This window comes from Paractinoplanes durhamensis, assembly GCF_016862175.1.
Classification (GTDB): domain Bacteria; phylum Actinomycetota; class Actinomycetes; order Mycobacteriales; family Micromonosporaceae; genus Actinoplanes; species Actinoplanes durhamensis.
This window is the reverse complement of sequence record NZ_BOML01000028.1, coordinates 1-24,351: the sequence shown is the minus strand read 5'-3', so window position 1 is coordinate 24,351 and position 24,351 is coordinate 1. Positions and strand designations below refer to the sequence as shown.

The 24,351-nt window shown below is 73.5% G+C and carries 2 protein-coding genes and 2 pseudogenes; all 4 read left to right on the top strand.

Annotated features, from left to right (window positions below; all coding sequences use genetic code 11):
• Positions 1 to 81 precede the first annotated feature (81 nt).
• Positions 82 to 15,630 carry a non-ribosomal peptide synthetase gene (locus Adu01nite_RS16780; protein ID WP_203727809.1) on the top strand — a complete coding sequence of 5,183 codons (15,549 nt, stop codon included), beginning with the start codon at positions 82 to 84 and terminating at the stop codon, positions 15,628 to 15,630.
• Positions 15,615 to 21,083: pseudogene (locus Adu01nite_RS49130) on the top strand (amino acid adenylation domain-containing protein); the annotation flags it as partial. The gene Adu01nite_RS16780 and the pseudogene Adu01nite_RS49130, both read left to right, overlap by 16 nt.
• 90 nt (positions 21,084 to 21,173) lie before the next feature.
• Positions 21,174 to 22,403: pseudogene (locus Adu01nite_RS49125) on the top strand (AMP-binding protein); the annotation flags it as partial.
• A 417-nt stretch (positions 22,404 to 22,820) separates the two neighbouring features.
• The coding region (locus tag Adu01nite_RS49120; RefSeq protein ID WP_438871082.1) for a condensation domain-containing protein at positions 22,821 to 24,351 on the top strand (1,531 nt) is incomplete at its 3' end.

The following is a 24,351-nucleotide window of genomic DNA, read 5'->3' as shown; positions in this document are numbered from 1 at the left end:
CCGCACCTCCCCGTGGGACCGCCGCGCTTGCCGGCGCGGCGGTCACCGCCCTGCCCGGAAGACGAAAGACGGAGTACGACAGTGCCGCTTGAACTCACCGCCGCCCAGGCCGGTGTCTGGTACGCCCAGCACCTGGACCCCGGACCGGCGTACACCACGGCCGCCTGCGTCGACATCGACGGCGAGGTCGACCCGGTGATGTTCGAGCGGGCCCTGCGCCGAACCCTGAACGACGCCGAGGCGATGCGGGTGCGGTTCATCGGTGACTCCGAGGTGCCGCGGCAGGAGATCGGGTCGCCGGACTGGGAGTTGTCCGTCAGCGAGGCCGGCGACGACTGGATCCCGGACCTTGCAAACGGCCCGGTCTTCGCCGAGGCGCTGATCCGGCGGGGACCGGGGCGCTGGACCTGGTACCAGCGCTGTCACCACATCGTCATGGACGCCTACACGTCGGCGCTGGTCGGGCAGCGGCTCGCCGCCGTCTACACGGCGATAGTCCGTGGCGAAGACGTGCCGCCGAACCCGTTCGGGCGCCTGTCCGACGTGGTCGCCGAGGACACCGCCTACCGGGCCTCGGCGAAATACGCGGCCGACCGGGAGTTCTGGCTCGCGCACCTCGCCGACATCGAGGTGCCGGACATCGCCGACGGCCCGGTGCGGCCCAGCCCCACGTTCCTGCGCCGCCGGGTCGCCCTGCCGTCCGCGGTCGGCCGTGGTCTCACCGCCGTCGGCAAGGCGAGCGGCGCCACCCGGGTCGAGGCCGTGCTGGCCGCGACCGCGCTCTACGTCCACCGGCTCACCGGTGGCACGCCCGTGCTCGGGCTGCCGATGATGGGCCGGCTCGGCTCGGTGGCGGCCCGCGTGCCGGTCACCGCGGTCAATGTTCTTCCGTTGCGGACGCCGGTAGCCCCGGGGGACACCGTGGCGGAGCTGATCGGCCGGGTCGCCGCCGAGGTCAAGGCGATCCGGCCGCATCAGCGCTATCGCGGCGAGGACATCCGGCGCGACCTCGGCCTGGTCGGCGGGGCGCGGCGGCTGGTCGGGCCGTGGGTGAACATCAAGCCGTTCGGGTCGACGCTCGACTTCGGCGGGCATCCGGGCACGCCGCGCTACGTCTCGCCGGGGCCGGTCGACGACCTGTCGATCACCCTCGACGACCGCGGCGGGGACGTTCTCGAGCTGGCCATCGACGCCAATCCGGCCCGCTACACCGAGGCCGACCTCGACGGGCACACCGCGCGGCTGGCTTCGCTCCTCGCGACGCTGGCCGACACCGATCCGGCCACGCCGACCGGGCGGATCGGGCTGGTCGACAAGCCGGCTGTCGACGACACGGTGCGGGAACTGCCGTCGGCCGGACTGATCGAGTTGTGGCGAGCGCAGGTACGGCGTACCCCGCAAGCAGTTGCTCTGATCGAACCTGATGGCGCCTCGCTCAGCCATGCCGAACTCCTCGGCCGCGTGGAGGCCCTGGCCGCGCAGCTCACTTCGCGCGGCGCCGCATCTGGGCGGATCGTCGCGGTCAGCCTGCCGCGCACCGCCGATCTGCTGATCACGCTGCTGGCCGTGCAGCGCACCGGCGCCGCCTACCTGCCGATCGACCCGGACTTCCCGGCCGACCGGATCGACGGGATGCTCACCGACAGCGCCCCGGCCCTGCTCGTCACGAGCGACGGCATCCAGAGCCTTGGCGAGCCGCTCCCGGCGCGGGCCGACGACGCCGCCTACGTCCTCTACACCTCCGGGTCGACCGGCCGGCCCAAGGGCGTGGTCGTCACCCGGGAGAACCTGGTCAACTTCCTGCTCGCGATGCGCGAGGAAGTGCCGCTGCGGGCCGACGACCGGCTCCTCGCGGTCACCACGGTCAGCTTCGACATCTCCGGGCTCGAGCTCTACCTGCCGCTGCTGTGCGGTGCGGCCGTCGTGCTCGCGCCCAAGGAGGCCGTGCAGGACCCGGTCGTGCTGCTGCCGCTGGTGCGCCGGACGCAGGCGACCGTGGTGCAGGCGACGCCGACGCTGTGGCGGGCCCTCGTCGACGTGCCCGGTGGGGCGCAGGCTCTCGCCGGGCTGCGGGTGCTGGTCGGCGGCGAGGCGCTGCCGCCGGAACTGGCCGCCGAGCTGCGCAAACATGCCGCCGAGGTGACCAACCTCTACGGGCCGACCGAGACCACGATCTGGTCGACCGCGTACCGGCTGCTCTGCGACACGGTCAGCGTCGGGCATCCGATCTGGAACACCCGCGCCTACGTGCTGGATGCCGCGCTGCGGCCGGTCCCGGACGGTTTCCCGGGCGAGCTGTATCTCGGCGGGGCCGGAGTTGCCCGCGGCTATCTCGGCCGGCCGGAGCTCACCGCGGCGCGGTTCGTCGCCGACCCGTGGGCGCCGGGGGAGCGGATGTACCGCACCGGCGACCTCGCCCGCCGCCTGCCCGACGGCAACTTCGACGTGCTCGGGCGGGTCGACCACCAGGTCAAGCTGCGCGGCTTCCGGATCGAGCTCGGCGAGATCGAGTCGGTCCTCGAAACAGACCCGTCGGTGGTCCGGGCCGTCGCGATCATCCGCGAGGACCGGCCCGGGGACCGGCGACTTGTCGCGTACGTCGTGGGCGGCACACCGGACCCGTCGGTGCTGCGCGTCCTGCCCGACTACATGGTGCCGTCCGCGATCGTCGTGCTCGACGTCCTGCCGACCACCCCGAACGGCAAGCTCGACCGCAACGCCCTGCCCGCCCCGGACTATGTCGCCGTTTTGTCCGAGGCGGCCCGCACCCCGCAGGAGGAACTGCTCGCCGGGGTCTTCGCCGAGGTCCTCGGCGTCCCCGTGGTCGGGCTGCGGGACGACTTCTTCGCGCTCGGCGGCCACTCGCTGCTGGCCGCCCGGGTCGCCGCTCGCGTTCGCACCCTCCTCGGTGCCGACCTGGCCCTGCGCGACGTCTTCGACGCCCCGACCGTGGCCGCCCTCGCCGCCCGGCTCGACGCCGCCACCGGCAGCGCCCGGCCGCCGATCGTCGCCGGAGCGGCCGCCGAGATGTCGGCCGCGCAGCGCCGGATGTGGTTCCTGTCCCAGCTGGACGGCCCCAACCCGACCTACAACCTGCCGCTCGCCCTGGACGTCGAGGGCCCGCTCGACCTCGGCGTGCTGGAGACGGCGCTCGGCGATCTGGTGCGCCGGCACGAGCCGCTGCGCACCATCTTCACGCCGGATCCGGTCGTCCTCGACCCCGAGGTCAGCGTCATCGTTGACGAGGGCGAGGTGGAGGACGCGGTCCGCGAACCGTTCGACATCACCGCCGAGGCGCCGCTGCGCGTCCGCTGGTTCCCCCGGCAGCGCGTGCTGCTGCTGGTCGTGCACCACATCGCCGGCGACGAGTGGTCCCTGACCCCGATGCTCGACGATCTGGCCACGGCTTATGCGGCCCGGCTGGCCGCCGATGAGCCCTCGTGGGCGCCGCTCCCGGTGCGCTACACCGACTACGCGGCCTGGCAGAACGCGCTGCCGATGTCCACGCACGTCGAGTTCTGGCGGCAGCACCTGGCCGGCGCCCCGGAAACCCTGCGCCTGCCCACCTCTCGGCCCCGCCCGGCCCGTGCCTCCGAGGCCGGCGGCATGGTGCATCTCTCTCTTGATTCGGATCTTGCGGAAGGGCTGCGCGGGCTCGCCCGGTCGCACGGCGTCACCCTTTTCATGACGGTGCAGGCGGCGGTGGCGGCGCTGCTGAGCCGGCTCGGCGCGGGCCCGGACATCCCGCTCGGCACCCCCGTCGCCGGCCGTGGCGACGACGTTCTGGAACGCCTCGTCGGATTCTTCGTGAACACCGTCGTGCTGCGGACCGATCTTTCCGGCGATCCCAGCTTCGCCGCGCTGCTGCAGCGGGTCCGGACCGCCGACCTGGCCGCGCTCGCCCACCAGGACCTGCCGTTCGAGCGCCTGGTCGAGGAGCTCAACCCGCAGCGCTCGCTCGCGCACCACCCGCTCTTCCAGGTCATGGTGTCCTACCAGGCCGCGCTGCCCGCGGTCGCCGGTTTCCCGGGCCTGAGCGTGACGCCGCGGCTCGTCGCCACCGGCACCGCCAAGTTCGACCTGACCTTCGACGTGGCCGAGCGCCCCGGCGGCCTCGACGCGAGCATCGAATACCGTGCCGACCTGTTCGACCGGGAAACCGCGCTGGCGCTGGGCGAACGCCTGCTGCGTCTGCTGCGGGCCGTCGTGGCCGACCCTTCGGGCGCGATCTCCGAGGTCGACCTGCTGAGCGAGGCCGAACGGGCCGCTTCCGGTTCCACCTGGCAGGGGGTACGCGGTCCGGCTTCCCCAACCACACTCGGGCAGCTCTTCGCCTCTCGGGTCGCCGCAGCGCCGTCGTCCGTCGCCGTCGAGGACGGCGACCGGCTTATGACATACGCCGAGCTGGACTCGCGCGCCAACCGGCTGGCGCACCGCCTGCTGGCCGCCGGCGCCGCCCCGGAAAAGCTGGTAGCGGTCCTGCTGCCCCGCTCGGCCGACCTGCTGGTGGCGTTGCTGGCGGTGACCCGCTCAGGCGCCGCCTACCTGCCCCTCGACCCGAACCACCCCGCCGACCGCCACCGGCTCCAGATCGCCGACGCCGCCCCCGCCCTGCTGATCACCGCGTCCCCGTCCATCGCGGACGTCCCGCAGGTGCTGGTCACCGAGCCCGCCGACGCCGCCCCCGCCGTGCTGCCTATTACGGCGCCGTCGGTGCCGGGCGTCCCGCGGGTCGGAGTCGCCGAGCCCGCCGACGGCGTGCCCGGCGTGCTGACTACTGCGGCGTCGCCGGAGCTGGGCGTCCCGCAGGCCCGAGTCACCGAGCTTGCCGACGCCGTGCTGACTACCGCGGCGTCGTCGGAGTTGGGCATCCCGCAGATCCTGGTCACCGACCTCAGCGACGACTCGTCCGATCCGGGCGTCCCGGTGCTTCCCGAGCACCCTGCCTATGTCATCTACACCTCCGGGTCGACCGGCCGCCCGAAGGGCGTGGTCGTGCCGCACACCGGCCTCGCCGGCTTGGTCTCGAGCGTCCGCACCGTCTTCGGTGCCGGCCCTTCGTCGCGGGTGGCCCAGTTCGTGTCGCCCGGCGTGGACGTGGCGTTCAGCGAGCTGGCCGCCTCGATCCTGACCGGCGGCACGCTGGTGATCGTCCCGGAGGACGTTCGCCTGGGCACCGGCCTCGGCGACTTCATCAGATCCCGCCGGCTCACCCACGTCGACCTGCCACCGGCGCTGCTGGCCGCGCTCCCCACCGAGGCGATCCCGCCCGGCGTGACCATCACCATCGGCGGCGAAGCGATGGCCGCCGACGAGGTGCGCCGCTGGCAGCAGAGTCACCGGCTGATCAACGCCTACGGCCCGACCGAGACGACCGTGACCGCGACGACGTGGGCCGCCACCCCCGACTTCGACACGGTCCTGATCGGCCGCCCCGACCTGAACCGCACCGCCCACGTCCTGGACGCGCACCTCCGCCCGCTCCCGCCCGGCGTGCCGGGCGAGCTTTACCTGGGCGGCGACGGCCTGGCCCGCGGCTACTTGGGCCGTCCCGCGCTGACCGCCAGCCGCTTCGTGCCCGACCCGTTCGGCGCCCCCGGAGCCCGCCTCTACCGCACCGGCGACCTGGTCCGCCGCACCACCACTGGCGACCTGGAGTTCCTCGGCCGAACCGACGACCAGATCCAGATCCGTGGCTTCCGGGTGGAGCCCGGCGAGGTCGAGGCCGTCCTGGCCGCCCACCCCGCGGTGGCCCAGGCCGCGGTGATCGCCCGAGCCGGCCGCCTGCTCGCCTACGCGGTCCCATCCATGCCGATCTCCGCCACCAGATCCCCGCGCAATGCCGGAAGCCACGATGATCGTGCGGCCACCGGAGTTGCCGACGCTCCTCAAGTTGTCGGGGATGGTGGCGAAACCGTCGCCGCGGGCGACTCCGCCGGCGGGGTCGCCGTCGGCGGAGTTGAAGGAGCCGGCGCCGGCGGCGTTGCCGTTGCGGCGAGAGGTTCCCTGCCGCATGCCGACACCGATGGTGCCAGGGCCGTCGTGACCGCTGATGAGCTGCGCGAACACCTCGCTGCCCGACTTCCTGCAGCGCTGGTGCCGGCCGTCGTGCTGGTGCTCGACGCGCTGCCGCTGACCGCGAGTGGCAAGGTCGACAAGTCCGCCCTGCCCGAGCTGCCCGTTCCCGCGACCGGCAACCGCCCGGAGTCACCCGAGGAGCAGGTCCTCGCCGGACTCTTCGCCACGCTGCTCGGGCTCGACGAAGACGGGGTCGGGCGAGACGGCGGCTTCTTCGCCCTCGGTGGCGACAGCATCCTGTCGATCCAGCTCGTGTCCCGGGCCCGGGCGGCCGGCCTGCACATCGCGCCGCGCCAGGTCTTCGAGCACCAGACCGTCGCCGCGCTGGCCCGAGTCGCCACCCCGATCGCCGCCGTTGCCGCTCCCACCGAATCCGGCGTGGGCACCGTGCCGGAAACCCCGATCATCGCCTGGCTGCGCGGCCTGGACGCGCCCATCGACCGTTACTCACAGGCCCTGCTGCTGCGCACCCCCGCCAACGCGGCAGCGACCGAAATCCGAACCGTCGTGCACGCCGCCCTCGCCCCGCACGACTTGCTGCGCGCCAGACTCCTCATCACCGGCGGCCAGGCCGCCGACCGCGGCGCCGCGGTCGGGGAGCCGCAGCCCAGCACCGCCGACCAGGCCGCTGGACGCGCCGCCACGGTGGGGGAGCCGCAGCCGGGCGCCGGCGGCCGCTGGACGCTGGAGATCTCGCCGGGCGAGATCGAGCTCGATCTGCGCACGGTCTCCGTCGGCACCGACGACCTCGCCGAGCTGGTCGCCGCCGAGCGGGAAGCCGCCGCCGACCGACTCGACCCGGCCACCGGAGTCATGGTCCAGGCCGTCTGGTTCGACCGAGGTGCGCGGCCCGGCCGCCTGTTGCTGGTCGCCCATCACCTGGTCGTGGACGGCGTCTCGTGGCGCATCCTCGCCGAAGACCTGGCCGCCGCGGCTCGGGGCGAGACGCCGGCCCCGACCGGCACTCCGTTCCGCGGATGGGCACTCGGCCTGCACGCGGCATTGCCGTCCCGGGAAACCGAGCGTGACCACTGGCAGCAGACCACGGCAAAGCTCACCAGCCGATCGCTGACCACCGCCCTCCACACGCAGCCGCGCCCCCCCACTCCGGCCGCGGCACCAGCTCCCGCACCAGCTCCCGCACCAGCTCCCGCACCAGCTCCCGCACCAGCTCCCGCACCAGCTCCCAATCTTGTGGAGTTGGGGACCGCATCGGACAGCAAGTTTTCAAGATCGGCCGGAGACCGTGCCGTCGTCCGCGATCTTGTCGATTTGCCGCGCGAAGCGGACGGGAAGTCAACAAGATCGGCTGCGGTCGGCGCTGGGCCTACGGCCGTTGCGGGCGCCGGCGCCCGCGCTGCCAGCGCGGTCGCTGCCAGCGCGGTCGCGCGCGATCTTGTGGAGTTTGGGGGCGGTTCGGGGGCTGAGTCGACACGTTCGGCGGGCTGGGGTACGGCCGGGACGCTGCGGCGGGTTGCCGTCACCGTGGATGCGGCTGTTACCGGGCCGCTGCTGACCACCGTGCCGGCGACGTTCCGGGCCGGGGTTCAGGACGTGCTGCTTGCGGGGCTTGCGCTGGCCCTCGCGCGGCGCAACGGCAGTCATGCTGAGCCGCTTGTCGGGCTTGAAGGGCACGGGCGGGAGGAGCAGGTCGTACCGGGGGCCGATCTGGTTCGTACCGTGGGCTGGTTCACCAGTGAATACCCGGTGAGGTTGCCGGCTGCGGCCGGTGGGGCGGCCGCCGTCGTGCAGGGCGTCAAGGAGCGGCTGCGGCAGGTGCCGGATGGTGGCATCGGCTACGGGATGCTGCACCACCTCGGGGATCTTGCCGGTGCTGCGCCGGAAGTGCTGTTCAACTACCTCGGGCGGTTCGGTGGGGCGGCCACCGACGCTGACTGGGGAATCGCTGCCGAGCTGCCGGCGGCGCACGCCACCGCCGACCCGCGGATGCCGGTCAGTCACCGGCTCGCCGTCAACGCCTCGACCACCGATGGGCCGGACGGGCCGGTGCTGCGGGCCGAGTTCAGCTACCCGGCCGGTGCGATCGGCGACGCCGAGGTGCGGCGGATCGCCGACGACTGGCTGGCCGCGCTCGTCGCTCTGCTGGCGGCGGCCAACGAGCCGGACGCCGGCATCCTCACCCCGTCGGACGTGCCGCTGTCGAGGCTCGGCGCCGACGACCTGGCCGCGCTCACCGTGAGCCACCCGGACCTCGCCGACGTGCTGCCGCTGTCGCCGCTGCAGGAGGGCCTGTTCTACCTGGCCGGCCTGGACGACGACACCGACGTCTACACGGTGCAGCAGGTCTTCACGCTGACCGGCGACGTCGACGCGGCCCGGCTGCGGGCCGCCGCAAACACCCTGCTCGACCGCTACCCGAACCTGCGCGGCGGCTTCGTGCGCACCGACTCCGGCGCCGCCGTGCAGGTGATCCCGGCGCAGGCCGAGGTCCCGTTCGACGAGGTCACCGTCACCCCGGCCGAGCTCGACGAGCTGATCGCGACCGAGCGCAACCGCCGCTTCGACCTGACCGCGCCGCCGCTGCTGCGATTCGTGCTGGCCCACGTCGGCGCGGGCGACCACCGGCTCGTCCTCACCCAGCATCACCTGCTCATGGACGGCTGGTCGGGGCCGCTCGCCATGCGCGACCTGTTCGGGGCCTACGCGGGGACCGTCACCCCGGCGCCGCGGCCGTTCACCGACTACCTGGCCTGGCTCGCCGCCCAGGACGACCGGATCGGCGAGGCCGCGTGGGGCGAGGCTCTGTCCGGAGTGGACGAGCCGACCCTCGTCGCCCCCGATGCGCCGAGCGTCGCCGCGCTGCCGCAGGTCGCCGAGATCGTGCTCAGCACCGCCGAGACCGAGCGGCTGACGGCCGCCGCCCGCAGCCACGGCCTGACCCTCAACACCGTGGTGCAGGGCGGCTGGGCGCTGCTGCTGTCCGCGATGACCGGCCGGGACGACGTCGTGTTCGGGGCCACCGTCGCCGGGCGCCCGGCCGGGCTGGCCGGGGTCGAGGACATGGTCGGCCTGTTCATCAACACCGTGCCGGTCCGGGTGCGGCTGCGCCCGGACGAGACCTGGGCCGCGCTGCTGCGCCGGGTCCAGAACGAGCAGGCCGCCCTGCTCGACCACCAGCACCTCGGCCTGGCCACGATCCAGCGGCTGACCGGCGTCGGTGACCTGTTCGACACGCTGACGGTCTTCGAGAGTTACCCGACCACGGCCGGCCTGCCGCCGGTCGACGGCCTGGAGATCAGCGGCGGCATCCCGGTGGACGCCACCCACTACCCGCTCAGCCTGGTCGTCGTGCCGCACGCCGCGCTGCGGCTGCGCCTGGAACACCGCCCCGACCTGTACGACACCAGCGCCGCCACCGCCATCCTCGGCCGTTTCCGGGATCTGCTGGACGCGTTCGTGGCCGCCCCCGATGCGGTGCTGGCCAAGGTCCGCCCGGCCGGCGAACTGCCCGCGGACGAGTCGGCGATGGATGTCCCGCCGGGAACCCTGCTGGACGCCTTCGACGAGACGGTCCGCGACATGCCGTCAAAAGTCGCGCTGCGCTTCGGCGCTGACGCCTTGACGTACGTCGAACTGGCCGCGCGCGTCGATCGCCTGGCCCGCGCGCTCGTGGCCGCCGGCGCAGGCCCGGAGAAGGTGGTGGCGGTCCTGCTGCCCCGCACCACCGACGCGGTTATCGCCTGGCTGGCGGCCCTGCGCTCGGGCGGCATCTACCTCCCGATCGACGTCTCCTACCCGGCCGAACGCATCGACTACCTGCTGTCCGACGCCGCCCCCGCCGTGGTGGTGACGCCCGCGTTCGTTGCGGACGACACCGCGGACCTGCCGGCGATCGCGCCGCAGTCCGGGGCGTACCTCATCTACACCTCCGGGTCGACCGGCCGGCCCAAGGGCGTAGTCGTCGAGCACGCCAGCCTGATGAACCTGTTCCACCATCACCGCGAGCGGCTGATCACGAAGGACCGGCGGGTGCGGGCGGGCCTGTCCGCGGCGCTCGTCTTCGACACCTCGTGGGAGGGGCTGCTCTGGCTGGTCGCCGGCCACGAGCTGCACCTGCTCGACGACGACACCCGCCGCGACCCGGAGTTGTTCGTCCGTTACGTCCGCGAGCACCGCCTCGACTTCCTCGACGTGACCCCGTCGCTGGCCGGCCCGCTGGTCGACGCCGGCCTGCTCGACGGCGCACACCGCCCGGCCGTGGTCGCGCTGGGTGGTGAGGCCGCCGACCCGCGGATCTGGCAGGCGCTCCGCGCGGCCGAGGGCGTGACCGGGGTGAACCTCTACGGCCCGACCGAGTGCACAGTGGACACCCTGATGGCGTGGGTCGCCGACAGCGAGATGCCGTCGGTCGGCCGCCCGATCGGGAACACCCGCGCGTACGTGCTGGACAGCTGGCTGCGGCCGGTCCCGGACGGCGTCGCGGGCGAGCTGTATCTGTCCGGCGCCCAGCTGGGCCGGGGATATCTCGACCGGCCCGGCCTGACCGCGACCCGGTTCGTGGCCGATCCGTTCGACGCCGGGCAGCGGATGTACCGCACCGGCGACGTGGCGCGATGGACCGCCGAGGGCACGCTCGAGTTCGTCGGGCGGGCCGACGACCAGGTGAAGATCCGTGGCTTCCGGGTCGAGCCCGGCGAGGTGGCCGCGGCGCTGGCGGAACATCCGGACGTGCGGCAGGTAGCGGTCGTCCCCCGCGAGGGGCGCCTGGTCGCGTACGTCATCGGAGACATTGCCGACCTGCGTGAGTGGGCCGCCCGGCGGCTTCCCGACCACCTCGTCCCCGCCGTGGTGATGGCGCTGGAAGCGCTGCCGATGACGGTGGCCGGAAAGCTGGACCGGCGCGCCCTGCCGGAGCCGGACTTCGCCGAGATCGCCGGCGGGACGGCCCCGCGCACCGCGACCGAGGAGATCCTCGGTGGACTCTTCGCCGAGGTGCTCGGGCTGCCGCTGGTGGGCGCGTCCGACGACTTCTTCGCGCTCGGCGGGCATTCGCTGACCGCGACTGCCCTGGCCGCCCGGGTGCGCGCGGTGTTCGGGGCCACGCTGCCGATCCGGGCCGTCTTCGACGCGCCGACCCCGGCCGCCCTCGGTGCGTACCTCGATCGGGCCGGAACCGGCACCGAGACGCCGTCGCTGGTGGTGGCGCCGCGGCCGGATCCGCTTCCGGTGGCGCCCGCGCAGCATCGGCTCTGGCTGCACCACCAGCTCAACGGGCCCGGCCCGACCTACAACGTGGCGTTCGCGCTGCGGCTGGACGGCGCGCTCGACGAGACCGCGCTGACGGCGGCGCTCGGCGACGTGGTGCAGCGGCACGAGAGCCTGCGCACGGTGTTCCCGACCGTCGACGGCAAGCCGGTGCAGCGGATCCTCATCCAGCCGACGATCATCTGGCAGCAGGGCGAGTACAGCGAGACGGCTCTGGCCGAGGCCGGCCGCTACGGCTTCGACCTCGCCGGTGAGCTGCTGCTGCGGCCGCACCTGTTCACCGACGGCCCCGACCGGCACGTGCTGCTGCTCCTGCTGCACCACATCGTCACCGACGAGTGGTCGGAGGGACGGCTCATCGCCGACCTCGGCGTCGCCTACGCGGCTCGGGTCAAAGAGACGGCGCCGGCCTGGGAGCCCTTGCCGGTGCAGTACGCCGACTACGCGCTCTGGCAGCGCGAACTGCTCGACGGCGTACAGCAGGAGCAGTTGGAGTTCTGGCGGACCGCCCTGGCCGGCATCCCGGCCGAGCTGGCCCTGCCCGCCGACCGGTCCCGGCCCGCGAACCCCTCGCACCGCGGCGGCATCGTGCCGTTCGCGGTCGGCGCGGACACCCACCGGCTGGTGCGGGAGCTGGCCCGGCGCACCGGAAGCACCGCGTTCATGGTGGTGCAGGCGGCCCTGTCGGCGCTGCTCGGCCGGCTCGGCGGCGGCACCGACATCCCGCTCGGCAGCCCGGTCGCCGGCCGCGCCGACCAGCGGCTCGACGCGCTCGCCGGGTTCTTCGTCAACACCCTCGTGCTGCGCGCCGACCTGCGCGGCGACCCGTCGTTCACCGAGCTCGTCGCCCGGATCCGGCGGACCGACCTGGCCGCGTTCGGCAACGCCGACGTGCCGTTCGACCGGGTCGTCGAGGCGGTCAACCCGGAGCGGGCGTTCGGCCGCAACCCGCTGTTCCAGGTGATGGTCGCGTTCCAGCACGTGCCCGCGGCCACCCCCGGCCTGCCCGGCCTGGCCACCTCGCCGCTGCCGATCGACACCGGGGTCGCCCAGTTCGACCTCGGCGTGGTGGTGACCGAGGAGGAGGGCGCCGACGGGATGCGTGGCGTCATCGAATACAGCGCCGACCTGTTCGACCTCGACTCGGCCGAGGCCCTCGCCGCCCGGCTGATCCGGCTGCTGGAGTCGGCGGTCGCCGCACCGGCGCGCCGCGTCTCCGAGCTGGAGATCCTGTCCCCGGCCGAGCGGCACGCCCTCGAATCCGGTTGGCAGGGAACGGTTTCCGCCACCGAGCCGCGAACGCTGCCGGACCTGTTCGCCGCCTGGGCCGGATCGCACGCCGTCGCGATCGAGGACGGCCCGCTGCGCCTGACCTTCCGCGACCTCGATCGGCGCAGCAACCAGCTCGCCCGGCGGCTCATCCGGGCCGGCGCCGGCCCGGACCGGCTCGTCATGGTGCTGCTGCCCCGCTCGGCCGACCTGTTCGCCACCGAGCTGGCGGTCAGCAAGGCCGGCGCCGCCTACCTGCCGGTCGACCCGTCCTACCCGGCCGAGCGGATCGCCGCCCTGGCTGCTGACGCCGCCCCGATCCTGGTCGTTTCCCACCCAGGAACCGCGAATCTCGGCATCCCGGTCATCGGGCCGCGGGACTTCGCCGGCGAGGACGACCGCGCGGTCACCGACGAGGACCGGCTCGCGCCGCTGCGGCCGGAGCACGCCGCGTACGTCATCTACACCTCCGGATCCACCGGCAAGCCCAAGGGCGTCGTCGTGCCGCACGCCGGCCTCGCCGACCTGGCCGACACGTTCGCCGCGACCTGGCGGGTCACCGCGGGCGACCGGATCGCCCAGTTCGCCTCGCCCAGCTTCGACGTCACCATCGCCGAGCTGGCGGTGAGTGTGCTGCGCGGCGCCACCATGGTGATCGCCCCGGAGGAGTCGCGGCTCGGCGACGCGTTCGCCGCGTTCGTCCGGGACGCGGCGGTCACCCACTTCGCGCTGCCGCCGGCCGCGCTCGGCGCCCTGCCCGCCGGGGTGGTCCCGGCCGGCGTCACCGTCGTGGTCGGCGCCGACCGCTGCCCGCCCGAGCTGGTCGAACGCTGGACCGCCACCCATCGGATGATCAACGCGTACGGGCCGACCGAAGCCACCGTCAACTCGACGTTCGGGGAGTGCGTGAGCGGCGGACCGGTGCTGATCGGCACGCCGGACCGCAACAAGTCCGCGTACGTGCTGGACGGCGCACTGCGGCCGGTGCCGCCGGGCGTCCCGGGCGAGCTGTATCTGGCCGGATCCGGGCTGGCCCGCGGCTACCTGGGCCGGTCGGCGCTGACCGCCGAACGGTTCGTGGCCGACCCGTTCCGGGTCGGCCGGCGGATGTACCGCACCGGCGACCTGGTCCGCTGGACCCGCGACGGACAGCTGGAGTTCCTCGGCCGCGCCGACGACCAGGTGAAGATCCGCGGCTTCCGGATCGAGCCGGGCGAGGTGGCCGCCGCCCTGGCCGCCCACGACGACGTCCGGCAGGCCTACGTGCTGGCCAGGGACGGACGATTGATCGGGTACGCCGAGGGCAGCGCCGACCCCGCCGAGGTCCGCTCGTGGGTCGCCCAGCGGCTGCCCGACTACCTGGTCCCGGCGGTCGTCGTGATGCTCGACGCGCTGCCCCGCTCGGCGAGCGGCAAGGTCGACCGGAACGCCCTGCCCGAACCGGTGATCGACCGCGATGTGGAACGCCCCGGAACCGTTCTGCAGGAGCTCCTCGCCACCCTGTTCGCCGAGGTGCTCGGCATCGACGAGGTCGGCGTCGAGGAGGGCTTCTTCGCGCTCGGCGGCGACAGCATCGTCGCCCTGCAGCTGGTGTCCCGGGCCCGCGCGGCCGGCCTCGACCTCAGCGCCCGCCAGGTGTTCGAGCACCAGACCGTCGCCGCCCTCGCCCAGGTCGTGGTGCCGGCCGGCGGCACGGTCCGCGAACCGGCCGGCGCCGGCCTCGGCCCGGTGCTGCTGACCCCGATCCAGGCGTGGCTGCGCGACCAGCACGCCCCGATCTCCACGTTCGCCCAGTCGGTTGTCCTGCGCGTGCCGGCCGTCCTGACCCTCGACCGGCTCACCGGCCTGTTGCAAGCGGTGCTGGACCGGCACGACGCCCTGCGCGCCCGCTGGACCGACGACGGGCTGGTGGTCCCGCCTTTTGCGGCCGCCATGGTCCGCGCCGCTTCGCAAAGTTTGGTGGATGAGCACCTGGCCGCCGTGCGCCGGCTTGCCCCCGAGGAGGGCCGAATGCTCCAGGCCGTCCTCTTCGACGACGGCCGGGTCCTGCTCACCGGCCACCACCTGGCCGTGGACGGCGTCTCCTGGCGGATCATCGCCGGTGACCTCGCCACCGCCTGGCAGGGCGGCGAGCTGCCGCCGGTCGGCACCTCGCTACGGACCTGGTCGCGGGGCCTGGCCGCGACGGCCCGCGACCGCGCCGCCGAGCTCCCGTTCTGGCAGTCGATCCTGGACGCCCCGGCGACGACGATCGGCACCCGGCCTCTGCGGGACGACACGGTCGCGGCCCTGAAGGAGCACACCCTCCGGCTCACCGCGGCGGAGACGCAGCCGCTGCTCACCACGGTTCCCGAGGCGTTCCACGCGGGCGTACAGGATGTGCTTCTGACCGCTCTTGCCCTTGCCGTTCGGGAATGGCGCCCGGCGGCCGCGGACGGTGGCCTGCTGCTGCGCCTGGAGGGCCATGGCCGCGAGGAACACCTGGTCCCCGGCAGCGACCTGACCCGGACCGTCGGCTGGTTCACCACCGAGTTCCCGGTGCGGATCGACCCGGCCGGCGACGACCCGGGCGCGGCCCTCAAGCGGGTCAAGGAGCAGCTGCGGGCGGTCCCCGACGCGGGTGCCGGCTACGGGCTGCTGCGCTACCTCAACCCGCAGACCGCGCCGATCCTGGCCGCCGCGCCGCAGCCGGAGATCCTCTTCAACTACCTCGGCCGGATGGGTGCCACCGACACGGACGGGGAATGGCTCGCCGCGCCGGACAACGACACCCTCGGCGACGGCCTCGACCCGGCCTTCCCGGTCGCGCACGCCCTGGAGATCAACGCGGCCACCGCCGACCTGCCCACCGGCCCCGAGCTGGACATCCGGCTGTCCTACGTGGACGGCGTCCTCACCGCGGCGGACATCGCCGAGCTCAGCGAGCGCTGGGCCGACGCCCTCGGCCGGCTGCGCGACGCCGCGGCCGGCGGTGGCGGCCACACCCCATCCGACCTTCTGGTGACGCTGAGCCAGGACGAGATCGACGAGTTCGAAGACGAGTGGAGGCTCTTGTGAGCACGCCGGGCGGACTGCAGGACATCCTGCCCCTGTCGCCGCTGCAGGAGGGTCTCTACTTCCTGTCCGCGTACGCGGACAGCGGGCCGGACGTCTACGTGGTGCAGCAGATCCTCACCCTCGACGGCGACCTCGACGCGGCCCGGCTGCGCGAGGCCGCCCAGTCGCTGCTGGACCGGCACGCCAACCTGCGCGCCGCGTTCCGGCCGCGCAAGGCCGGCCAGCCGGTGCAGCTGATCCCGGCCGCGGTGCCGGTCGACTGGACCGAGGTCGACCTGTCCGCCCGCCCCGGCGACGCCGACGCGGTCGCCGACGAAGCGGCCCGCAGGCCGTTCGACCTGGCCCGGCCGCCGCTGCTGCGCTGGACCCTGATCCGGCTCGGCGCCACCCGGCACCGCCTGGTCCTGACCAGCCACCACATCCTGCTCGACGGCTGGTCGGCGCCGCTGCTCGTGCGCGACCTGCTGCTCGCCTACGCGGGCCGGCCGCTGCCGAAAGTGCGCCCCTACAAGGACTATCTGGCCTGGGTGGCCAAGCAGGACCGGACGGCGGGGGAGAACGCCTGGCGGGAGGCCCTTTCCGGCCTCGACGAGCCCACCCTCCTGGGTGACCAGGCGTCGGCGACGCCCGAGGCGATCGAGCACCTGGTCGACGCGGAACGGGTTATCGAGGTGGCCCGCGCGCAGGGCCGCACCCTCAACACCGTGGTCCAGGGCTGCTGGGCGCTCATCCTGGGCGAGCTGACCGGCCGCGACGACATCGTCTTCGGCAGCACCGTCTCCGGCCGGCCGGCCACCCTGCCCGGCGCCGAGGACATGGTCGGCCTGTTCATCAACACCGTGCCGGTACGAGTACGCCCCCGCCCGGCCGACACCTGGGCCGGCTTTCTGGCCCGGATCCAGGCCGAACAGGCCACCCTCCTCGACCACCAGCACCTCGGACTGGCGACCGTCCAGCGGCTCGGCGGCATCGGCCCGCTCTTCGACACGCTGCTCGTCTTCGAGAGCTACCCCCTCGACGCCGACGGACTGCGGGCCCTCGAGGACGCGGCCGGCCTGCGACTCGCCGAGGTCACCGGCCGGGACGCCACCCACTACCCGCTCACCCTCACCGTGGTGCCGGGGGAGAGGCTGACGCTCGGCGCCGAATACCGCCCCGACGTCATCACCCGCACGCAGGCCGAAACCATCCTCGCCCGCCTGGAGACCCTCCTCCATGCGTTCGCCACCAACCCGGACGCACGACTCGCCACCCTCCCGCCGGCCGGCACACGGCCGCAGCTCGACACGGCCCTCCCGGTGCCGCCCGGCACGATCCTCGACGAATTCGACGCCACCGTGCGGCGCCTTCCGCAGGCGGTCGCCTTGCGCTTCGGTTCCCGCTTTTTGACGTACGCCGACCTCGCGGCCCGCGTCGACCGGCTGGCCCGGGTGCTCCGGGCGCACGGCGCCGGCCCGGAGAAGGTCGTCGCGGTCCTGCTGCCCCGCACCGAGGACGCGATCGTGGCGTGGCTGGCCGCCCTGCGGTCCGGCGGCATCTACCTGCCGATCGACGTCTCCTACCCGGCCGAGCGCATCGACTACCTGCTGTCCGACGCAGCCCCCGCCGTGGTCGTCACCCCTTCGTTGCTGGCCCTGACCGCCGACGCGGAGCTGCCGGACCCGTCGCCCGCGGACGCGGCCTACCTGATCTACACCTCCGGGTCGACCGGCCGGCCCAAGGGCGTAGTGGTTTCGCACGCCAGTCTGATGAACCTCTTCCACCACCACCGGGAGCGGCTCATCGTGCCGACGGCGGCCGGTCGGCGGGTCAACGTGGCGCTGTCGGCGGCGCTGGTCTTCGACACCTCGTGGGAGGGTCTGCTCTGGCTGGTCGCCGGCCACGAGCTGCACCTGCTCGACGACGAGACCCGCCGCGACGCCGACCTGTTCGTGGCGTACGTGGCGTCGCACGGCATCGACGCCCTCGACGTGGCGCCCTCGCTCGGCCAGGAACTCGTGCACGCGGGTCTGCTCGACAGCGCCCCCGCGCTGGTCATGCTGGGCGGCGAAGCGGCCGGGCCGGCGTTGTGGTCGGCGCTGCGGGCGGCGCCCGGGGTCACCGGCGTGAACCTCTACGGCCCGACCGAGTGCACGGTGGACACCCTGCTGGCGTGGGTCTCCGACAGCGAGACCCCGTCGGTCGGGCGGCCGATCGGGAACACCCGCGCGTACGTCCTGGACGGCTGGCTGCGGCCGGTCCCGAACGGTGTGGCCGGCGAGCTGTATCTCTCCGGAGCCCAGCTGGGCCGCGGATATCTCGACCGTTCCGGCTTGACCGCGACCCGGTTCGTGGCCGACCCGTTCCAGGGCGGGGAGCGGATGTACCGGACCGGCGACGTGGTCCGGTGGGCCGCGGACGGAACCCTCGCATTCGTCGGCCGCTCCGACGACCAGGTGAAGATCCGCGGCTTCCGGGTCGAGCCCGGCGAGGTCGCCGCGGCGCTGACCGAACACCCCGACGTGCGCCAGGCATGCGTGGTGCCCCGCGACGGCCGCTTGGTCGCCTACGTCGTCGGCTCCGTTGCCGGCCTGCGTGAGTGGGCCGCCGAGCGGCTCCCCGAGCACCTGATCCCCGCCGCCGTGGTCACCCTCGACCGGTTGCCGGTCACGGTGGCCGGCAAGGTGGACCGGCGAGCGTTGCCGGCGCCCGACTTCGGCGCCCTCACCGGCGACGCGGCCCCGCGCACCCCGGCCGAGGAGATCCTGGCCGCCCAGTTCGCCGCGGTCCTGGGCCTGCCCGCGGTGGGCGTCGACGACAGCTTCTTCACCCTCGGCGGCGACAGCATCGTGTCGCTGCAGCTGGTCGCCCGAGCCCGCACCGCCGGCCTGAAGATCACCCCACGCCAGATCTTCGAGCTGCGCACGGTGGCCGCCCTGGCCGCCGTAGCCGCCCCCGCCACTTCGCCGCGCGCCGCGGTGGCCGGAGCCGCGATCGGCGAGGTGCCGCTGACCCCGGCTCTGGCCTGGCTGCGCGAGACCGGCCCCGCCACCACCTACAGCCAGAACATGGTGCTGCGCGCCCCCGCCGACCTCACCATCGACCGCCTGCACGCGGTCGTCCAGGCCCTGCTCGACCGCCACGACCTGCTGCGCGCCCGCTGGACCGACGCCGGTCTCTCGGTGCCGCCGCCCGGTTCGCTCGCCGCCAAGGACGTGGTGGTGCAGGAGACCGGCGCTCGGCTGCGGCCGGGCGACGGCGTGCCGCTTCAGGTGGTGTGGCGTGGCGACGAGGTCGAGTTCGTCGTGCACCACAGCGTCGTGGACGGGGTGTCGTGGCGGGTTCTGCTGCCGGATCTGGTGGCGGCCTGGGGTGACGTTGTTGCCGGGCGGGCACCGGCGCTGCCGGTCGTCGGCACGTCGTTCCGGGAGTGGGCGACCGGGCTTGCCGCCGCTGCCTCGGACACCGCGCAGGCTCCCTATTGGACGGAGGTGCTGGCCGGGAACGCCGCGCCGCCGATCGGTGCGCGCCGAGTCGACCCGGCTCGGGACACCGTGGCCACCGCCCGGACCGTGACCGTCACGCTGGATGCGGCCCGGACCGCGCCGCTCGTCGGTGACGTGCCCGCCGCCTTCCACGCGGCGGTGCCGGACGTGCTGCTCGCCGGGTTGGCGCTGGCCGTCACCGCGCGCACCGGCCAGGACAGCGTGCTCGTCGAGCTGGAAGGACACGGGCGCGAAGAATCGCTCGTGCCCGGCGTCGACCTCGCCCGGACCGTCGGCTGGTTCACGACCGAATACCCGGTGCGGCTCACGCCCGGCCCGGACGGCGCCGCGGCGGCGCTGAAGCGGGTCAAGGACCAGCTCCGCGCGGTGCCGGAGAACGGCGCCCGATTCGGCCTTTTGCGCTATCTCAACCCGGCCACCTCGGCGGCCCTCGCGGCGCGCCCGGAGCCGGAGATCGTCCTCAACTACCTCGGGCGATTCGACTCCGCGGCTTCCGCCGACAACGCGGGCTGGGGCTCGATCGGTGGGCTTGGCGGGCACGCTGACCCGGGCATGCCGCTCACCCGGGCGTTGGAGATCAACGCTTCGGTGCTGGATGGGGCGTTGTCGGTCTCGCTTACCTATCCGGACGGCGTCTTTGCTGAGGATGACGTGCGGGGGCTGGCTGCTGACTGGTTTGCGGCCCTTGCCGGGCTGGTCGGGGCGGAAGGTGGGCGTACACCGTCTGATCTGCTTCTTTCTGGGGTTGCGCAGGACGAGATCGCTCGGCTGGAGCGCCGGGTTGGTGGGCTTGCGGATGTTTGGCCGCTGTCTCCGCTGCAGGAAGGGCTCGTCTTTCTGGCTGCGCTTGCTGACGATGTGGACCCGTACGTCGTGCAGCAAGTCCTTGATCTTGAAGGTCCGCTCGATCCGGGGCGGCTGCGGGCGGCGGGGCAGGCGCTGCTCGATCGGCACCCGGCGCTGCGGGTCTCGTTCCCGGCCGGGCCTGGCGGGGTGTTGCGGCAGGTCGTGTCGGCGCGGGCCGAGTTGCCGTGGGCGGTTGTCGACGGTGACTTCGAGGAGATCGCTGCCGCGGATCGGCACACGCCGTTCGATCTGACCTCGTCGCCTCTTCTGCGGCTCACCCTCGTGCCGGTCGGGGCGGAGCGGCATCGGCTGATTCTCACCAACCATCACGTGCTTCTTGACGGCTGGTCCACGCCCCTTGCCGTGCGGGAGATGTTTGACCTTTATGCCGGGCGTGCGCTGGCTGCGCCTCGGCCGTACGGCGAATATCTTCGCTGGTTGCAGCGTGCCGACCGGGATGCCGCTGCGCGGGCCTGGCGAGCCAGCCTTGCCGGGCTGGAGCAGGCCACGCTGGTTGCGCCGAACGCCGGGGCCGTTCTCGACGAGCGGCCCGGGAAGCTGGAGCGGTCGCTTCCGCGGGAAGCCACCGATCGCCTCTCGGCACTGGCCCGGGAGCGGCAGGTCACCCTCAACACCGTGGTGCAGGCGGCCTGGGCGGTGCTGCTGTCGCATCTCACCGGGCGCACCGATGTCGTCTTCGGCACCACCGTCAGTGGGCGGCCGGCGCAGGTCGCCGGGGTTGCGGACATGATCGGGTTCTTCATCAACACGCTGCCGGTGCGGGTGGTGCTCGATCCGGCGCAGAGCTGGGCCTCGCTGCTCGGGCAGGTCGGTGCCTCGCAGGCCGCGCTGCTCGACCATCAGCATCTGCCGCTCTCCGAGATTCAGCGGATCGGCGGGATCGGGGAGCTGTTCGACACGCTCACCATCTTCGAGAGCTATCCGCTCGACACCGACGCTCTGCACTCGGCGACCGGCGCGGGTGGCCTGCGGATGACCGACGTGACCGGGGACGACGCGCCGCACTACCCGCTGACCCTCGCGGTCGCGCCGGACGAGCGGCTGCGGCTCGGCCTTGCCTACCGCACCGACGTGTTCACGCCGGGCGACGCCGATGAGATCCTGAACCGCTTCGGCGCCCTGCTGGCCGAGCTGGCCGCCGGGCCGGACCGCCCGATCGGGCGCGCCCTGCCCGCGCCGGCCTATCTGGCCGACACGGCCCGGCCGGTGCCGGCGACGACTCTGCCGCAGCTCGTTGCTGCCGCGGTACGTCGTACCCCGGACGCAGCCGCCGTGGTGTTCGAGGGCATCACCCTGACCTATGCCGAGCTGGACGATCGGGCCGCCCGGCTGGCCGCCGACCTGATCGACCGCGGTGTCCGCCCGGGCGGCGTCGTGGCGGTGGCGATCCCCCGGTCGATCGACCTGGTCGTGGCCCTCTATGCGGTGCAGCGGGCCGGCGCGGCCTACCTGCCGATCGACCCGTCGCACCCGCAGGAGCGCAACGACTACCTGCTCGAGGACTCCGGCGCGGCCGTCCTGCTCACGTCGGCCGCCACCGACCACGAGCCGGCCGCGCCGGTCTTTGTGCCCGCCGACGCGGCGGCCTACGTGATCTACACGTCGGGCTCGACCGGCAAGCCGAAGGGCGCGGTGGTCTCGCACCGCGCGATCGTCAACCGCCTGCTGTGGATGCAGAACGAGTACGGCCTGAAGCCGGGCGAACGCGTGCTGCAGAAGACCCCGGCCGGCTTCGACGTGTCGGTGTGGGAGTTCTTCTGGCCCCTGCTGACCGGCGCCACGTTGGTGGTGGCCCGCCCCGACGGCCACCGAGACCCGGCCTACCTGGCCGAGCTGATCGCCACCGAGCAGGTCACCACCGTCCACTTCGTCCCGTCGATGCTCCGAGCCTTCCTGGCGGGTCCGGCGGTGCTGGCGGACTCGCCCGGTCTGGCGGACTCGCCCGCGATGACCTCCCCGTCCGTGTTGGCGGATCCGTCGGCTCTTGCAGGCTCGGCCGGGGTGGAGGGTTCGGCCGCGGTGGTGGATCCGTCCGGCTTGGCGGTCGGTGCAGTGGGTAGGCCCGGAGCGGGGTCGTCGGCTGCTGCCGCGCTGCGGCGGGTCATTTGCAGCGGCGAGGTTTTGCCTGGCGACCTGGCCGAGCGTTTCGGCAAGCTCCTTCCTGGCGTCGAGTTGCACAACCTCTACGGCCCGACCGAAGCCGCGGTCGACGTGACCTACCACCCGGTGGACACCATGTCGTCGGGGCCGGTCCCGATCGGCCGTCCGGTCTGGAACACCCAGGTCCATGTGCTGGACCCGTGGCTGCGCCCGGTTCCGGCCGGCTTCATCGGCGAGCTTTACCTGGGCGGCGTCCAGCTGGCCCGCGGCTACCTGAACCGGCCGGCCCTGACCGCGACGCGTTTCATCGCCGACCCGTTCGGCGCACCCGGCGACCGCCTCTACCGCACCGGTGACCTGGCCCGGGTGCGTGCCGACGGCGTGCTCGAATACGCCGGCCGCACCGACGACCAGGTGAAGATCCGCGGCCTGCGGGTCGAGCCGGGAGAGATCGAGGCCGCTCTGCTGGGCGTCCCCGGCGTGACCGCCGCGGCCGTGGTGGCCCGGAAAGACGGCCCAGCCGTCCGCCTGGTCGCCTATGTGGTCGGCAAGCCCACCCCTGACTCGGGCCTGCGCGGCGGCAAGTCGGCAGACTCTGCGGCCACCAGCGGCGAAAGGCCCGCGGCCGGTTCGACATCGACCTTCGGCAGCGAGTCGACCGCTGGGTCGGCGGCCGGCCCCGGTGGCGCGCTGACCCCCGACCTGGCCGCGATTCTCGCCGAGACGCTGCCGGAGCACATGGTGCCGGCGGCGTTTGTCGAGCTGGACGAGTTGCCGCTCAGCCCGAACGGCAAGCTGGACCGGCGCCTGCTGCCGGCGCCCGACTTCGCCGGCCGGGCCGGCGACGACGACCCCCGCACGCCGGCCGAGGAGTTCTTCGCCCGCACGGTTGCCGACGTGCTCGGCCTTCCCCGGGCCGGCGTGCGGGACAGCTTCTTCGCCCTCGGCGGCGACAGCATCCTGGCCCTGCAGCTGACCGCCCGGGTCCGGGCCGCGGGCTGGCAGGTGAGCGCCCGCGATGTCTTCGCCCATCCCACCGTGGAGGGCCTGGCCCTGGCCGCGACCCCGCTGGTCGCCGCCGCCCGGCCGGACGCCACCGAGGCGTGGGGCTACATCCCGGCGACGCCGATCATGCGTGACCTCGCGGTCTCCGACCCGAAGCTCTCGCAGTCGATGCTGCTGACCGCCCCGGCGGGTCTGACCGAAGCCGCCTTGGCCGATCGTTTGCAGTTCCTCCTGGACCGCCACGACGTGCTTCGTGCCCGTTGGACCGGCGACGGTCTGCACGTGCCCGCCCCGGGCGCGGTCCGCGCGGCCGACCTCATCGGTGCGGCGCTGGATCCGGCGGCTGGCCGGATGCTCCGCGCCGAACTGCGCGACGACCAAGTCCTCCTCGAGATCCACCACCTCGCGGTGGACGCGGTCTCTTGGCCGATCTTGCTGGCTGATCTCGCGAGCGCCGATCTGGCGAGTGCCGAATCCGCGAGCGCCGGCTCGGCGGGTGGCGATCTCGCGGGTGGCGATCTCGCGGGTGGCGATCTCGCGGGTGGCGATTCCGCGGGTGGCGATCTCGCGGATGGCGATTCCGCGGGTGGCGATCTCGCGGGCGCTGGATTGGCGGGAGTCGATCTGGCCGGAGCTGGCCTGCCAGGTGCTGGCTTGGCCGGCACGTCCTTCCGGGCGTGGGCGCTTGCGCTTCAGCGTGCCGCCGGTGAGCGTGTCGGCGAGCTGGCGCATTGGCAGCAGGTTCTCGGCGGTGGTACCGGATACCTCGGGGACGTCGGCCTTGACCCGAGCCGTGACACGCTCGGCACTCTCGACCACGTCACGGTAAAGCTGGATGCCGCTCGGACGGCGCCGCTGATCACCTCGATCCCGGCCGCCTATCGGGCCAACGTTCAGGACCTGCTGCTTTCCGCGCTGGCCTCCGCGGTCGGCGAGGCCGACCTGGTCGTCGAGCTTGAGGGGCACGGCCGCGAAGAGCAGCTGCTGCCGGGTGCCGACCTGTCTCGCACGGTCGGCTGGTTCACCACCGCCCACCCGGTGCGGCTCGGTGCCGTCGGTGCGGCCGTCCCGTCCGCGCTGCTCAAGCGGGTCAAGGAAGAGCTGCGTGCTGCACCGGACAACGGCATCGGCTACGGCCTTCTCCGTCACCTCAACGCCGAGACCGCGCCGCAGCTCGCGCCACTTCCGCAGCCGCCGGTGCTCTTCAATTATCTCGGCCGCATCGGCTCGGCTGCGCAGACGGAAGCGACCGCGCAGACGGAAG